Annotated in this window: 11 protein-coding genes; 3 read left to right on the top strand and 8 right to left on the bottom strand. The window is 71.6% G+C overall.

From position 1 onward, the window contains the following. Nucleotides 1-62 precede the first annotated feature (62 nt). The 3 genes from IGS69_RS30065 to IGS69_RS30055 form a co-directional block, all read right to left on the bottom strand. The gene (locus IGS69_RS30065) at nt 63-1,787 is read right to left on the bottom strand and encodes a BCCT family transporter (RefSeq protein ID WP_190903605.1); all 1,725 of its coding nucleotides are present in this window, start codon (nt 1,785-1,787) and stop codon (nt 63-65) included. 85 nt (nt 1,788-1,872) lie between these two features. Continuing rightward, nucleotides 1,873-3,147 carry a M14 family metallopeptidase gene (locus IGS69_RS30060; protein ID WP_190903604.1) on the bottom strand — a complete coding sequence of 425 codons (1,275 nt, stop codon included), beginning with the start codon at nt 3,145-3,147 and terminating at the stop codon, nt 1,873-1,875. After that, nucleotides 3,144-5,108 (bottom strand): Xaa-Pro dipeptidyl-peptidase, encoded by a 1,965-nt coding sequence (locus IGS69_RS30055; protein ID WP_190903603.1) that lies wholly within the window; start codon nt 5,106-5,108, stop codon nt 3,144-3,146. The genes IGS69_RS30060 and IGS69_RS30055 overlap by 4 nt, the downstream gene beginning before the upstream one ends. A gap of 211 nt (nt 5,109-5,319) precedes the next feature. On the opposite strand from IGS69_RS30055, the gene IGS69_RS30050 reads away from it, so the two are divergent. Beyond that, nucleotides 5,320-6,822 carry a M1 family metallopeptidase gene (locus tag IGS69_RS30050; RefSeq protein WP_190903602.1) on the top strand — a complete coding sequence of 501 codons (1,503 nt, stop codon included), beginning with the start codon at nt 5,320-5,322 and terminating at the stop codon, nt 6,820-6,822. A 632-nt stretch (nt 6,823-7,454) separates the two neighbouring features. Further along, a complete protein-coding gene (locus IGS69_RS30045) occupies nt 7,455-8,342 on the top strand; it encodes an arginase family protein (RefSeq protein WP_190903601.1) in 888 nt (295 codons plus the stop codon). 67 nt (nt 8,343-8,409) lie between these two features. Here the strand turns inward: IGS69_RS30045 and IGS69_RS30040 are convergent, their stop codons facing one another. Further along, nucleotides 8,410-9,876, bottom strand: coding sequence for an amino acid permease (locus IGS69_RS30040; RefSeq protein ID WP_190903600.1), 1,467 nt, complete (start codon nt 9,874-9,876; stop codon nt 8,410-8,412). Between the two features lie 219 nt (nt 9,877-10,095). Between IGS69_RS30040 and IGS69_RS30035 the strand changes: the two genes are divergently transcribed. Then, nucleotides 10,096-10,818, top strand: coding sequence for a MerR family transcriptional regulator (locus IGS69_RS30035; RefSeq protein WP_190903599.1), 723 nt, complete (start codon nt 10,096-10,098; stop codon nt 10,816-10,818). Here the strand turns inward: IGS69_RS30035 and IGS69_RS30030 are convergent. The 4 genes from IGS69_RS30030 to IGS69_RS30015 form a co-directional block, all read right to left on the bottom strand. After that, nucleotides 10,804-12,990 carry a 3-hydroxyacyl-CoA dehydrogenase NAD-binding domain-containing protein gene (locus tag IGS69_RS30030; RefSeq protein ID WP_190903598.1) on the bottom strand — a complete coding sequence of 729 codons (2,187 nt, stop codon included), beginning with the start codon at nt 12,988-12,990 and terminating at the stop codon, nt 10,804-10,806. The two genes, IGS69_RS30035 and IGS69_RS30030, sit on opposite strands and share 15 nt — an antisense overlap. Nucleotides 12,991-13,024: 34 nt before the next feature. Then, a complete protein-coding gene (locus IGS69_RS30025) occupies nt 13,025-14,239 on the bottom strand; it encodes an acetyl-CoA C-acetyltransferase (RefSeq protein ID WP_184907529.1) in 1,215 nt (404 codons plus the stop codon). Nucleotides 14,240-14,250: 11 nt separating this feature from the next. After that, nucleotides 14,251-15,396, bottom strand: a complete 1,146-nt coding sequence (locus IGS69_RS30020; RefSeq protein WP_190903597.1) for a CaiB/BaiF CoA transferase family protein — start codon at nt 15,394-15,396, stop codon at nt 14,251-14,253. Between the two features lie 108 nt (nt 15,397-15,504). Continuing rightward, nucleotides 15,505-15,885: an MmcQ/YjbR family DNA-binding protein gene (locus IGS69_RS30015; protein ID WP_190903596.1), complete on the bottom strand. Its 381-nt coding sequence runs from the start codon at nt 15,883-15,885 to the stop codon at nt 15,505-15,507. Between the last annotated feature and the right edge of the window lie 27 nt (nt 15,886-15,912).

The following is a 15,912-nucleotide window of genomic DNA, read 5'->3' as shown; positions in this document are numbered from 1 at the left end:
GGTGGCGAAGACACACGGGCGGCCCGGGTTCGTGGAACCCGGGCCGCCCGCTGCCGTTCGGATCAGTGCTTGCCGATCGGGTCTCCCTCCACATCCGGGCCGCGGCCCGGCCCGACGCGGAGTTCGAACTCGCCGTCGTACTTCTTGTGGCCCTCCATCACGGCCATCTCCACGGCCTCGGAGCCCATCTGCTCGCGCACGATCACCGGGTCGCGCCGGAGGTCGCGCATGAGGGCGACGCACATGAAGATCATCACGATGACGAACGGCGCCGCCGCGAGGATCGTGAGGTTCTGCAGACCTGTCAGCGCGTCCCCCTGGCCGCTGCCGACCAGGAGCATGATCGCGGCCACCGCGCCGGTGACCACGCCCCAGAACACCACCACGAAGCGGCCCGGCTCGAGCGCGCCCTTCTGTGACAGGGTGCCCATGACGATCGAGGCCGCGTCGGCGCCCGAGACGAAGAAGATGCCGACGAGGACCATCACCAGCAGGCTCGTGGCGGTGGCGATGGGGAACTGCTGGAGCACGTCGAAGAGCTGGCCCTCGGGGGTCGCCTCCTTGCCGAGCTGCCCCTCCTCCTGCATCTTCATGGCCGAGCCGCCGAAGATCGCGAACCAGATCAGGCTGACCGTGCTGGGGACGAGGATGACACCGCCGACGAACTGGCGGATCGTGCGGCCCCGGCTGATGCGGGCGATGAACATGCCCACGAACGGCGTCCAGGAGATCCACCACGCCCAGTAGAAGACCGTCCAGCTGCCCAGCCAGTCGGCGACGCCCTCGCCTCCGCTCGCCTCGGTCCGGCCGGCCAGCTGGGGCAGGTCTCCGAGGTAGGCGAAGACGGAGGTGGGCAGCAGGTCCAGGACGATGATGGTCGGGCCCGCCACGAACACGAACAGGGCGAGGATCAGCGCCAGCACCATGTTGGTGTTGGACAGCCACTGGATGCCCTTCTCCACGCCGGAGATGGCGGACGCGACGAAGGCCAGGGTCAGCACCGCGATGATCGTGACGAGCAGCCCGGTGCTCACCTTGTCCATCCACTTCAGCTCCTGGACACCGGAGCCGATCTGGAGGGCGCCCAGCCCCAGGGACGCGGCGGAGCCGAAGACGGTCGCGATGATCGCGAGGATGTCGATGGCCCGCCCGATGCCGCCGTTGGCGTTTTTCTTGCCGATGAGCGGGGTGAAGACGGCGCTGATGGTCTGCCGGCGCCGCCTGCGGAAGGTGCTGTAGGCGATGGCGAGGCCGACCACCGCGTAGATCGCCCAGGGGTGGAGCGTCCAGTGGAACAGGGTGGTGGCCATGGCCGTCTCCATGCGTTCGCCGGAGTCGGCCGGATCGGTGCCCGGCGGGGGCGTGCTGTAGTGCGAGAGCGGCTCGCTCACGCCGTAGAACATCAGGCCGATGCCCATGCCGGCGCTGAACATCATCGCCACCCAGGACACGGTGCGGAACTCGGGCTCCTCGCCCTCCGCGCCGAGGTGGATACGGCCGTAACGGCTGATCGCGAGCCAGAGGGCGAAGACGACGAAGCCGGAGGCCGCGAGCATGAACGCCCAGCCGCCGTTGTGCATCAGCCCGCTGAGCAAGCTGGTGGAGACGTCTTCGAGCGAGTCGGTGGCGGTGGCGCCCCAGACCACGAAGGCGAGGGTGAGGGCCGCCGTGACGCCGAAGACGACGCGGTCGGTCTGCGGCCGGCCCTGACCGGGCAGGCCCGCTTCCGACCCCGGCAGCGCGGCTCCCTCCGGGGAGTCCTTGTCGCTTGGTCGTTCTTGCGTCACAGGCGGAACCTTTCATCGGGACAACGAGGGAGGATGTGAGTCCTCCGTAAACGCTGCTACCACGTGTGGCGGAATTTCACCCCTCTCAACATGCGGTTTCGTATGAACCTCCGGTCAGGTGGTACTCGGCCCGGTCGTCGAGCAGCAGCGGCACGAGCGCCCGCAGGGGCTGGCGCAGGGGCACGAGCACGCCGTCGGCGTCCTTGCGTACGCGCACTCCGTGCAGGGCGAGCTCGTCGCCGACCTCGGCGTACTGGGCGGCGGTGAGCCGGTAGCCGCAGGGCAGATTCGGGATGATCTCATCCGGTTCCGGAGGATCGTTGTCGGCGCCCCCGAGGTACACGGGACCCGTGTCGGCCCAGCCCGCGAGCCGGGCCCTCGCCGTCGTCGCCTCGATGCGCGCGCGGCGCTGGTCGGTGTATCCGAACAGGCCCTTGAGGGCGTCCCGTTGGGAGGCCACCCGACGCCGGTTGTTGAGCGCCTCGTCCGCCTTCTCCGCGTCGGTCAGCGGGTCCACCCGGCTCTCGATGAGCAACCCGACGGAGTGCTTCACACCGGACATGTTGCGCAGAATGCGCTCCTGTCCGTCTCCGGCGACCTGCTTGACCGGCTCACCGGTCTCCGGGTCGGTCCAGATGCCGTAGGTGCCGGTCGAGTGGCCGCCCCGCTCGGCGGCGGGGCGGACGTACGCCTCGGACAGGGTCCGTGCCTCGTCGTGGACCGCCTCGTGGGTGTTGAGGTTGCGCGGCCACAGGTCGAAGAGGTCCTTGTCGTAGTACTCGGGTGTGGCGCCGTACTCGTGCAGGTCGTAGACGATGTCGGGGCGCTGGTCGCGGATGACGGCGGCCAGGGCGCGCCCCTCGGCGGTCCTCAGGGCGAGGTGGTCGCGGTTGATGTCGACGCCGTCGCTGTTGCCCCGCGTGTTCGCGGCCCGGCCGTCCGGGTTGGCGGTGGGCACGACCAGGACCGTGGTGCGGTCCAGGAAGCGGCGGGTGCGGCTGTCGCGGGCGTACGCGAGATCGCGGATCGTGGTCAGGCAGGCCTCACGGCCGGAGGGCTCGTCGCCGTGCTGGCTGCACACGAGCAGCACCTTGCTGGGGCTCGGTCGGTTGCCGATCCGCACGAGCCGGAGCGGGCGGTCCTGCTTCGTCGTGCCGAAGCGGGTCATGGAGACGCGGCCGCTCGACCGGTCGACGGCCTCGAGGAAGTCCCGCTCCTCGGGCTGGGTGGTCCAGCGGGCGCCGTTCGACTGCTCGAAGCCGGTGCGGGGCGGGGTGTCCGTGGCCGCTTGGGCCGGTGCGGCGACCAGGGAGGCCGTGAGGGCGGCGGTGGTCAGTATCAGGGCGCCTGTGCGGGTCACTGGCTCGCCTCCGGGACGCGGTGGGTGGTGCGGGGCTCCCGAACGCCGTCCAGGAACGCGGCGTCGGGGGTGGCGGTCGCGGCGCCGGTGGTGGCGCGGGCGAAGGCGGCGGCTCCGCCGGTGAACGGGACGCGCGCCGAGGTGCGGGAGAGGTCGAGTGTGAGCCTGGGCTTGTCGGCGGGAGGGTCGATGAGGCCCTGGTCGGTGCCCGCGACGATCAGCGCCAGGCGGTGGCCCTTCGGCACGACATGGTCGGTCGCCGCCAGGTCGAGGGTGATCGTGTACGGCTTGCCCGGGGTGAGCGGGGAGCCCTTGTGGTCAAAGGCGTGGTTGCCGAGGTCGGCCCAGCCGCGGCTGACGACCGTGTAGTCGACGTCGGCGGCCTTGGCCTTCGTCTCCTTGAAGCAGGAGCTGTCCGCGGTGGTGCTCGCGCCCCAGCAGGTGCGGTTGGTCAGAGTGGTGATGCCTTCGCCCGCGTCGGCGTAGTCGCGGATGGTGGCGGGGCCGAGGTCCACCAGGACGGCGGAGAGGTGGGCCGTCGGGGTGGAGGGCGTCGCGGTGACGGTGACCTCGGAGGCGCCGGACAGGCGCAGGTCCCGGGTGAGCGGCCGGGTGGTGAAACCGGCCTTCTCCGGTGTCGGCCTGTCGATCCGCGCGGCCCAGTCGGTCTCGCTCAGATTCGGGTCGTCGGTGAAGCTCTCGGTGCCGTGGCCGCGGTGCAGGCCGAGGGTGCCGACGCCGGTCTGGGTGCCCCGGTCGGGGCGCAGGGTGGCGGTGCGGGTGCCGGTCGGCGGCCAGACCCGGGCCGTGTCCCACTGCCCGGGGGCGCGCTCGATGTCGGCCATGGGCTCGCGGTCGATGCCGTTGTCGATGCCCATGAGCTCGTGGTCGAACCAGCGGTGCAGCGTCTGGACCCATGCGCCGCGCCGGAAGTCGAAGGGGTCGACGTGGCCGGTCTGGGACAGCCAGATCTTGCGTTCGACGCCGTTCCTCGCGAGGGCGTTCCACCACGGGCCGACGTGTTTCATGCGGACGTTGAGGTCCTGCATGCCGTGGATCAGGAAGACGCTGGCCTTCACCTTGCGCGCGGCCTTCACGTAGTCGCGCTCGGTCCACAGCGGGGTCCAGTCGCCGGTGCGCGGCGCGCCGTCGACGAGCTTCTGCTGCACGGCCGCGCACTTGGCGCGGGCGTCGGGGCTGTCGACGTAGTCCGACAGCCATTCGGGGCCCGAGTCGTAGAGGGGGGCGCCCTGCTGGAAGTAGTAGTCGTACCAGGAGGAGATGGCGCTGATCGGGACGATGGTCCTCAGGCCCTCGACGCCGGTGGCGGCGACGCCGTTGGCGATGGTGCCGTCCCAGCTCTTGCCGATCATGCCGGTGCGGCCGTTGGTCCAGCCGGCCTGGGCGCGGGTGGTGCCGGTGCGGGTCGTGTAGGCCTTCGCGCGGCCGTTCAGCCAGTCGACGACGGCCTTCGCGGACTGGATGTCGGAGCGGCCGCCGACGTCGACGCAGCCGTCGGAGCGATTGGTTCCGGCCAGGTCCACACCGACGAAGGCGTAGCCGCGCGGGACGAAGTAGTTGTCGTAGTAGAGCGGCATCCCTGCGACACGGCCCTGCGCGTCGTACGTCTTCTTCTGGCTCTCGTTGCCGCGCCCGCAGCAGGAGTAGTACGGGCTGGCGTCCATGATGACGGGGACCTTGCGGCCCTGCCGGGCGGGTTCGCGGGGGCGGACGATGTCGACGGCGACCCGGTCGGTCTTTCCGTCACGGTCGCCGTCGAGACCGGTGTCCACCCAGACGGCTTCGCGGATGGCGTTCTCGTAGGAGTGGACGGGTTCGCTCCCGCGCGGGGTGGCCGGTGCGGCCTGTACGGCCGCGGGGGTGATGAGGGTGGCCAAGAGGGCGGCCGTGGCCGCCGTCGCGAGCGGTCTCCAGGTCGTGAAGCGCGTGCGTTTCGGCATGCGCCGGACGGTACATCGGTGAACTCCTGTTCAGAAGAGGGCAGCTGACGGACCGGCGTGTCCGGAACGGGTCTTCGGGGCGGGTGTCGCATGTCGGCCGAATGGCGATCGTGTGACAGCGGGGGCCATGGACATGATCAGAGGCACGGGGAGTCAATAGGCTCCGGACAGACCCCGGAAGACCTCGGGACCCTACGACTTGGAGCCTTGCGTGCACCGCAGAATCATCGCGCCGGGAGCCCTGGCAGCGGCCTCTCTCCTGCTGGCGATCCCGGCATCGGCCGCCCCCCGCTCCCCCGGCGCGCCGGGTATCGGCGACCCCTACTACCCGGCCTACGGCAACGGCGGATACGACGTCTCCCACTACGACCTCCGGCTGAAGTACCAGCCGGCCACGGACGAACTGGAGGGCACGGCGACCCTCGTGGCCCGCGCCACGCAGGACCTGACGAGCTTCAACCTGGACTTCCTGCTGGACGTCGGCGAGGTGCGCGTCAACGGGGCGAAGGCGTCGCTGCGGACCTCGGGCGAGCAGGAGCTGGAGATCACGCCGAAGACCCCGCTGGCCAAGGGCGCGCCCCTCACGGTCGTCGTGCGCTACCGCGGGGTGCCGTCGTCGAAGCAGGCCTTCGGTTTCACCAGCTGGCACCGCACCCCGGACGGCGGTGTCGCGGCGAACGAGCCCGAGGCGGCTGCATGGTGGTTCCCGGCCAACGACCATCCGCTGGACAAGGCGACCTACGACGTCTCCGTGCTGGTCCCGGACAGTACGCAGGCCATCTCCAACGGCACGCTCCAGTCGACGAGTTCGAAGCTCGGCTGGACCCGCTGGAACTGGCGGTCGGACAAGCCGCAGGCCACGTACCTCGCCACGCTCGCGGTCGGGAAGTTCGACATCACGACCGGCACGACCGAGGGCGGCATCCCGGTCCTCAACGCCTACAGCAAGGATCTCGGCGCGAACGCCGGCGCGGCGCGGGCGAGCATCGAACGGACGGGGGAGATCGCGGACTGGCTGGCGGGGTACTTCGGGCCGTACCCCTACAGCGCGCTCGGCGGGTATGTGCCGAACACGAACACCGGGTACGCGCTGGAGACCCAGACCCGGCCGTTCTACAGCCCGCGGCAGTTCGCGGGCGGGTCGAACGTGTCGGTCGTCGTCCATGAGCTGGCCCACCAGTGGTACGGCGACGAGGTGTCGCTCAAGGGCTGGAAGGACATCTGGATCAACGAGGGGTTCGCGCGGTACGCGCAGTGGCTGTGGTCCGAGCACGAGGGCGAGGGCACGGCACAGGAACTCGCCGACCACGTGTACGCCTCGCATCCCGCCGACGACGCGTTCTGGACGGTGAAGCCCGGGGATCCCGGCCCGGAGAACCAGTTCGACATCGCGGTCTACGACCGTGGCGCGCTGGCCGTCCAGGCGCTGCGCAACAAGGTCGGGGACGACGCGTTCTTCGCGATCCTCAAGGGCTGGCCGGCGAAGTACGCCCACGGCAACGCCTCGGTGGCGGACTTCCGGCGGTACGCGGAGGAGGTCTCGGGCAAGCCGCTGGCCGCGCTCTTCGACACGTGGCTGTTCCAGCCGTCCAAGCCGGGGGTGCCGGCGGCCCGGGCCGCGGCGGTGGCCAAGGCGGCGAAGGGAGCCGAGGGCTCGCCCCAGCCCAGGTCGTGGAAGCGGATCGCCGCGACGAACGGGGTGCACGGGCACTGACGTCCGCGTGTCGCCGTGTCGCGGGGAGGGGTGCCGAGGTGCCCCCGGCGGGATGCCGAGGTGCCCCCCCGGCGGAGTGCTGAGGCGCCCCCCGGCGGAGTGCTGAGGCGCCCCCCGGCGGGATGCCGAGGTACCCCCCGGCGGGATGCCGAGGCGCCCACCGGCGGGATGCTGAGGCGCCCCCGACGGGGTGCCGATTCGCCCCCCGGCGGGATGCCGAGGTGCCCACCGGCGACGGGAAGCCCGCCGCAGAGGGCGTCTGGCGCGACCGGGTTGCGGGCAGATCGCCGTCCGGCGCGACCGGGTTTTAGGCAGATCGCCGTCCGGCGCGACCGGGTTTTGGGCAGATCGCCGTCCGGTGCGACCGGGTTGCGGGCAGCCTGCGGCACGGCCTGCCCGTCGCCTGGCACGGCCCCACCGCCCAGCACGAACCCGCCGCCCGGCACGACCCCATCGCCCAGCACGACCCACGCCCCCGCACGACCCGGTGGCGGGCAGCCGCCTGCGCAGGGGGCGGCGATGTACTGCCCCGTCAGGGTGACGCCCGGCCTGCCGAACAGGGCCCCGCCGTCTACGGTGGGGCTCGTACGCCGTGACGTGTGTGGGCGAGGCTGCTGACGAGGGAGCCGGACGTGCGGAAGCTGGCGGTCGTCGAGGCACCGTCCGTGCTCGGGCTGCGCCCCACCGGGGTCGAGGACCTGCCCGCGGCGCTCCTCGGGGCCGGGCTGGCCGAAGGACTCGGGGCGCGGCACGCGGGCCGGGTCGAGCCGCCCCCGTACGACCCGGAGCGGGACCCGGCGACGGGCCTGCTGAACCCGGGCGGCATCGCCGCGTACTCCGTCGCGCTGGCCGACGCCGTGGGCGGCGTCCTCGACCACGGCCGGTTCCCCGTCGTGCTCGGCGGCGACTGCAGCGTGCTGCTGGGCACCCTGCTGGCGCTGCGCCGCCGCGACCGGCACGGCCTGCTGTTCCTGGACGGGCACACCGACTTCTACCAGCCGTCGGCGGAGCCCGCCGGCGAGGTGGCCTCCATGGAGCTCGCCCTGGCCACCGGGCGCGGCCCGCGGGTGCTGGCCGACCTGGAGGGCCGGGGCCCGCTCGTGCGCGACGCGGACGTCGTCGCCCTGGGGTTCCGGGACGCGGAGGAGTCCGCGGGGTACGGCATGCAGCCGCTGCCGCCGGCACTGCACGCGCTGGATCTGCACACCGTGCGCGCCCTGGGGGCGGCCGAGGCGGCCCGGCGCGCCGTCCGGGTGCTGACCGCCGACGGCACGGGCGCCGGGTACTGGGTCCATCTCGACGTCGACGTCCTGGACGACGCGGTCATGCCCGCCGTCGACTACCGGCAGCCGGACGGGCTGACCTGGCAGGAGCTGGAGACCGTCCTGCGCACGGCGCTGACGGGCGGCGGGGCCGTGGGCCTCACCGTGGCGATCTTCAACCCCCGCCTGGACCCCGACGGCGCCCTCGCCCGGCGCCTCGTCGACTGCCTGGTGCGGGCCTTCGACAGCCAGGGCTGAGCGACCCGTTCCGCGCCGGAGCCCGGCACGGCCCGAGCCGCGCCGGGGCCCGACAGGCCGCTGCCTGCTACTTCGTCAGCTGCGACAGCTCCTGGTCCGCCGTCCGGGAGACGCGGCGGCGGATGCCGAACCAGCCCGCGACCAGCATGGCCGCGATCAGCGGGATGAGGAGCAGGGTCTTGCGGCCGACCTCGGGGTCGTTCCACATCATGCCGAGGCAGGCCAGCAGGAAGGCGATCGTGGTGATCTCCGTGACCGGGCTGAAGGGGAGACGGAAGGAGGGGCGGGTGAGCCGGCCGTCCTTGGCGCGGCGGACGAAGACCAGGTGGCAGACCATGATGATCACCCAGGTGCTGATGATGCCGAGGGAGGCGACGTTCAGCACGATCTCGAAGGCCTGGGCCGGCACCAGGAAGTTCAGGCCGACGCCGAGCACGCACACGCCGCAGGTCAGCAGGATGCCGCCGTAGGGGACCTGGCTGCGGTTCATGCGCGCGGTGAACTTCGGGGCGGATCCCGCCATCGCCATGGAGCGCAGGATGCGGCCGGTGGAGTACAGGCCGGAGTTGAGGGAGGACATGGCGGCCGTCAGGACGACCAGGTTCATCACGTCGCCCGCGGCCGGGACGCCGATCTTCGACAGCACCGTGACGAACGGGCTCTGGTCGGCCGAGTAGACCGAGCCGGGCAGGAGCAGGGCGAGCAGGACGACCGAGCCCACGTAGAAGAGGCCCACCCGCCACATGATCGAGTTCACCGCGCGCGGGACGACCTTCTCCGGCTCGGCGGTCTCGCCCGCGGCGACGCCGACCAGCTCCAGTGCGGCGTACGCGAAGATCACGCCCTGCATGACCAGGACGACGGGCATCACGCCGTGCGGGAAGACGCCGCCGTTGTCGGTGATGACGCTCAGGCCCGGGGTCTGGCCGCCCACGTCGTGCTGCGTGGCGAGCAGGAAGATGCCGATGAGCATGAACCCGACGAGCGTGGCGACCTTGATGATCGCGAACCAGAACTCCATCTCGCCGAAGATCTTCACCGAGATCAGGTTCACGGCCAGGACCACCGCGAGGGCGACCAGGGCCAGCACCCACTGCGGGATATCGGTGAACAGGCTCCAGTAGTGCGTGTAGAGCGCGATCGCGGTGATGTCGGCGATGCCGGTGGTCGACCAGTTCAGGAAGTACATCCAGCCGGCGACGTAGGCGCCCTTCTCGCCGAGGAACTCGCGCGCGTACGACACGAAGGAACCCGAGGAGGGGCGGTAGAGCACGAGCTCGCCGAGCGCCCGGACCACGAAGAAGGCGAAGATGCCGCAGACCAGGTAGGCGATCGCCAGCGCCGGGCCCGCGTTGTGGAGCCGGCCGCCCGCGCCCAGGAAGAGCCCGGTGCCGATCGCGCCTCCGATGGCGATCATGTTGACGTGGCGGGCCTTGAGGTCCTTGCTGTAGCCGGCGTCGCCCGCGTCCGCGGGCACTGCGGCCGCATCGGTACGCGGCGTGGCCGCAGCCGTGTTCACGGCGTCCTTGCTCACGGTGGATCCACTTCTCTGGTGCGCCCGAGCGGGTCGCGCTCGGCTTTCCGGACGTACACAGGTCTGCGCCCCTTGTAAAGGCATAGACCACGAGGCCACCTTCCCCCACGCCCCACGGCTCACGCGGTGGCATACGTCACAGAGCGCGGCTTCTCACAGTGCCGTCCCCCGGGTCGAGGGAGGTTTCACAGCACTGGTGAGACAGCGATACTGCTGCACATGACGACCGACGCCGAGGAGCCGACCCTCACGATCGCCGAGCTGGCCGCCCGGACCGGCGTCACGGTGCGCACAGTCCGCTTCTACGGCACGAAGGGGCTGCTGCCGCCTCCGGTGCTCGGTCCCCGCCGCGTGGGGCACTACGGGCGTGAGCATCTGGCCCGGCTGGCGCTGATCGAGGAGTTGCAGCAGCAGGGCATGACGCTGGCCGGCATCGAGCGCTACCTGCGGCAGCTGCCGTCGGACCTCAGCGCGCACGACCTCGCCATCCACCGGGCCGTGGTGGCCTCCTGGGCGCCGGAGACCGTCGAGACGGTCACGCGCGCGGAGCTGGAGCGGCGGGCCGGACGGCCGCTCGGCGGCGAGGACGTCGAGCGGCTCGTCGCGATGGGCGTGATCCGGCCCGCGGACGGCGGCTACGAGGCCGACCTCGGCCTGCTCCGGCTCGGCGCCGGGCTGCTGGACGTGCCGCTGTCCCAGGAGGCGATCTTCGCGGCGCGCAAGGTCCTCATCGAACACGCGCGCGCGGCGGCCCGGGAGCTGTCCCAGCTCTTCCGCGGCGAGGTGGCGGAGCGCGACGCGCGGGACGTGCGCTCCTTGTCCGCGCACATGCACCCTCTGGTGGTGCAGGCGCTCCTCACCGCCTTTCAGCGGTCGCTGAAGGAAGAGCTGGGCGAATGGCTCACCGGGCCGTCGGGCTCCGGCGGGTCAGCCGCGGGCTGAGTCGCTGAACCGCTCCCCCCGCTCCGCCTTCTCCACCAGCAGCGCGGGCGGGGCGAAGCGCTCCCCGTACTGCTCGGCGAGTTCACGCGCGCGTGCCACGAAGCCGGGCAGGCCCCCTTCGTAGCCGTTGATGTACTGGAGCACGCCGCCGGTCCAGCCCGGGAAGCCGATGCCGAAGATGGAGCCGATGTTGGCGTCGGCGACGGAGGTCAGCACGCCCTCCTCCAGCAGCCGGACGGTGTCCAGCGCCTCGGAGAACAGCATGCGCTCCTGCATGTCCCGGAACGGGATCCGATGGCCCGGCTTGGTGTAGTGCTCGCGCAGGCCGGGCCACAGGCGGGTGCGCTTGCCGTCGTCGCCGTAGTCGTAGAAGCCGGCGCCGCCGCTGCGGCCGGTGCGGCCGAACTCGTCGACCATGCGGTCGATGACGGCCTCGGCGGGGTGGGCCGTCCAGGTGCCGCCCGCCTCCTCGACCGCGCGCTTCGTCTCGGCCCGGATCTTGCGGGGCAGGGTCAGCGTCAGTTCGTCCATCAGGGACAGCACCTTGGCCGGGTAGCCGGCCTGGGCTGCGGCCTGCTCGACCGAGGCGGGCTCGATGCCCTCGCCGACCATGGCGACGCCCTCGTTGATGAAGTGGCCGATGACGCGGGAGGTGAAGAAGCCGCGCGAGTCGTTGACCACGATCGGGGTCTTGTTGATCTGCCGGACCAGGTCGAAGGCGCGGGCCAGGGCCTCCTCGCCGGTGCGCTCGCCCTTGATGATCTCGACGAGCGGCATCTTGTCGACGGGCGAGAAGAAGTGCAGGCCGATGAAGTCGCCCTGGCGCTCCACGCCTTCGGCGAGGGCGGTGATGGGCAGGGTGGAGGTGTTGGAGCAGAGCAGCGCGTCGGGCTCCACGACGTGCTGGATCTCCTGGAACACCTTGTGCTTGAGGGAGGTGTCCTCGAAGACGGCCTCGATGACGGCGTCGCAGCCGGCCAGGTCCTGGACCTCGGCGGTGGGCGTGATGCGGGCGAGCAGCGCGTCGGCCTTCTCCTGGGACGTACGGCCCTTGGAGACGGCCTTGGCGCACAGCTTCTCGGAGTAGCCCTTGCCCTTGAGGGCCGCCTCCAGGGAGACGTCCTTGAGGACGACGTCGATGCCCGCGCGGGCGCAGGAGTAGGCGATGCCGGCGCCCATCATCCCGGCGCCGAGGACGGCGACCTTGCGGACCTTGCGGGGCTCGATGCCCTGGGGGCGGTTGGCGCCGGAGTTGACGGCCTGGAGGTCGAAGAAGAAGGCCTGGATCATGTTCTTCGAGGTCTGGCCGGCCGCGAGGTCCACGAAGTAGCGGGCCTCGATGACCTGGGCGGTCTCGAAGTCGACCTGGGAGCCCTCGACGGCGGCGGCCAGGATGTTGCGCGGGGCCGGGTAGGGGGCGCCGTTCGTCTGCTTGCGCAGGCTGGCCGGGAAGGCGGGCAGGTTCGCGGCGAACTTGGGGTTGGCCGGCGTGCCGCCCGGGATGCGGTAGCCCGGCTTGTCCCAGGGCTGCTGGGACTCGGGGTTGGCGTCGATGAAGGCGCGGGCCTTGGCGAGCATGTCCTCCTGGCTGTCGGCCACCTCGTCGACGAGGCCGTTCTCCTGGGCACGGCGCGGGCTGTACTGGGTGCCCTGGAGGAGGACCTTCAGCAGGGCGTCGGCGATGCCGAGCAGGCGGACGGTGCGGACGACGCCGCCGCCTCCGGGGAGCAGACCGAGGGTGACCTCGGGGCAGCCGATCTTGGAGCCGGGCGCGTCGAGCGCGACGCGGTGGTGGCAGGCGAGGGCGATCTCGTAACCGCCGCCGAGGGCCGCGCCGTTGAGGGCGGCGACGACGGGCTTGCCGAGGGTCTCGATGCGGCGCAGGTTCCGCTTGATGGCCATGCCGCCGTCGAACAGCTCCTGGGCCGTCTCGGGCGTGACGCGGATGAGGTCGCGCAGGTCGCCGCCGGCGAAGAAGGTCTTCTTGGCGGAGGTGATGATGACGCCCCGGATGGAGTCCTTCTCGGCCTCCAGGCGGTCGGTGACGGCGGCGAGGGAGTCGCGGAACGCCTGGTTCATGGTGTTCGCGGACTGGTTGGGGTCGTCGATGACGAGGGTGACGAGGCCGGTGCGGTCCTGTTCCCAGCGGATGGTGGTGGACTCAGTGCTCATGTGGAGGTGCTCCGTGTGATCCGTCGGGAGGGGGTCAGATGCGCTCGACGATGGTCGCGACGCCCATGCCGCCGCCGACGCACAGCGTGGCGAGGCCGTAGCGCTTGTCCTGGCGCTCGAGTTCGTCGACGAGGGTGCCGAGGATCATCGCGCCGGTGGCGCCGAGGGGGTGGCCGAGCGCGATCGCGCCGCCGTTGACGTTGACCTTGTCCAGGGACAGGCCCATGTCCTTCACGAAGCGCAGCACGACCGCCGCGAACGCCTCGTTGATCTCGACGAGGTCGATGTCGTCGATGGTCAGTCCGGCCTTGGCGAGGGCCTTGCGGGTGGCGGGGGCGGGGCCGGTGAGCATGATGGTCGGCTCGGAACCGGACACGGCGGCGGAGACGATCCGCGCGCGGGGGGTGAGGCCGTAGCGCTCGCCGACCTCCTTGGAGCCGATCGCGACGAGCGAGGCGCCGTCGACGATGCCGGAGGAGTTGCCCGCGTGGTGGACGTGGTCGATCTTCTCCACCCAGTGGTACTGCTGGAGCGCGACCGCGTCGAAGCCGCCGAGTTCGCCGATGTCGGCGAAGGACGGCTTGAGCTTGGCGAGCGAGTCGGCGGTGGTGCCGGGGCGGGGGAACTCGTCGTGGTCGAGGACGACGAGGCCGCTGCGGTCCTTGACCGGGACGACGGACCGCTCGAAGCGGCCGTCCTTCATCGCGGTGGCGGCGCGCTCCTGGGAGAGGGCCGCGTACTCGTCGACGTCGCGCCGGGAGAAGCCCTCGATGGTGGCGATGAGGTCGGCGCCGATGCCCTGCGGCACGAAGTTGACCTCGAGGTTGGTCATCGGGTCGTTGAACCAGGCGCCGCCGTCGGAGGCCATCGGCACGCGGGACATCGACTCCACGCCGCCCGCGAGGACGAGGTCCTCCCAGCCGGAACGCACCTTGGCGGCGGCCAGGTTGACGGCCTCGAGGCCCGAGGCACAGAAGCGGTTCTCCTGCACACCGGCGACCGTGTCGGGCAGGCCCGCGGCGATGGCGGCGATCCGGGCGATGTCGGAGCCCTGGTCGCCGACCGGGCCGACGACGCCGAGGACGATGTCGTCGACGGCGGCCGGGTCGAGGTCCGGGAACCGGGCGCGGATCTCGTGGATGAGTCCGACGACCAGGTCGATGGGCTTGGTGCCGTGCAGGGCGCCGTTGGCCTTGCCGCGACCGCGCGGGGTGCGGATCGCGTCGTAGACGTACGCTTCGGTGCTCACGAGGGGGCCTTTCACTGAGGGTTTCGGGACGACGGGAGGAGCCCGGGGACGTCCCAGTCCCGGGCGACGTCCGCCGTGTCGGCGCCCGGCCGCGCCGGGCCGGTGCGGACGGAGGTCGGGGTCGCGGAGAAGCGGGGGGCCGGGGCGGGCTGGGTGATGCCGCCGTGGTCGGTGAAGGTGCCGCGGGCGGCCAGGTGCGGGTGGTGCGGGGCCTCGCGCAGCGACAGCACGGGCGCCACGCAGGCGTCGGAGCCGTCGAAGACGGCCGTCCATTCCTCCCTGGTGCGGCTCTTGAAGCGGGCGGCGACCCGCTCGCGCAGTTCACCCCATCGGGCGACGTCCTTGCGGGCGCCGTCCTGGTCCTCGACGCCGAGGAGGGCGAGGAACTCCGCGTAGAACTGGGGCTCCAGGGCGCCCACGGCCATGTACCGGCCGTCGGCCGTCTCGTACGTGCCGTAGTAGGGGCAGCCGCCGTCCAGGAGGTTGGCGCCGCGGCGGTCCTGCCAGCCGCCTGCCGCGAGCATGCCGTGGATCATCGTGGCGAGATGGGCGGTGCCGTCCACGATGGCGGCGTCGACGACCTGTCCGGTGCCGTTCGCGCGCGCGTGGTGCAGGGCGGCGAGGACGCCGACGACGAGGTAGAGGGAGCCGCCCGCGTAGTCGCCGAGCAGATTCGCCGGGATCGCGGGCGGTTCGTCCGGGCGGCCGATCATGCCGAGGGCGCCGGTGGGGGCGATGTACGCGATGTCGTGCCCGGCGCGCTGGGCGAGCGGGCCGTCCTGGCCCCAGCCGGTCATCCGGCCGTAGACGAGGCGCGGATTGCGGGCGTGGCAGTCCCCGGGGCCGACGCCGAGGCGCTCCGCGACGCCGGGGCGGTAGCCCTCGACGAGGATGTCGGCGCGGGCCACGAGGTCGAGCACCCGGCCCGGGCCGTCCGGTGCCTTCAGGTCGACGACCACGGAGCGCTTGTTGCGGTTGGTGACGTCGTACGCCGGGTCGATCGCGAGCCCGGGGCCGCCGGGCCGGTCCACGCGCACGACGTCGGCCCCGAGGTCCGCCAGGAGCATGGCGGCGAACGGGCCGGGCCCGATGCCGGCCAGCTCGACGACGCGCACGCCGGTGAGCGGACCGTGTCCTGGCGTCCTTGCCGTGGTCATGCAGCCCCCATGCTGTGACACAACTGATGTAACACCAGCGATGCTAAGAACGTGTTCCACTCGGCACAAGACCTGAACGAGCAAGCGCTTAGCAATCTGCCGGACGGGTCAGCTTCCGTCCAGCACGACTATCAGCCGCTTCGGCGCGATCACCCGGTAGCTCTCCTCCACCCAGTCGCAGAGCACCTCGGCGGCGGGGGCACCCTGCCGCTCCAGGGGGATGCTCACCCAGCCGGCCTTGCCCAGGCCGTACCCGGCGGGCTCGGCGCCGGGGCAGGCCAGCGCGTGCGCGTGCGCCGTCTCGTCCTTGAGCTTCACCGTCACCCCCAGGGGGTAACTGCCGTCCTGGACGCCGAGGAAGACGAACACCTTCTTGTTGACCTTCGCGACGGACTCGCCCCAGGGGAACTCCTCGACGGCGTCCGGCAGCCCCAGTGCGAACGCGCGCACTTTCTCCCACTTCTTCAGGGCATTCCTGGGCACGGCCATCGTCGTCCTCCGGGCTCGTCGTCGGGC

Source organism: Streptomyces tuirus (assembly GCF_014701095.1).
Taxonomy (GTDB): Bacteria; Actinomycetota; Actinomycetes; order Streptomycetales; family Streptomycetaceae; genus Streptomyces; species Streptomyces tuirus.
The sequence above is the reverse complement of the archived record's forward strand: the minus strand, read 5'-3'. Positions and strand labels throughout refer to the sequence as shown.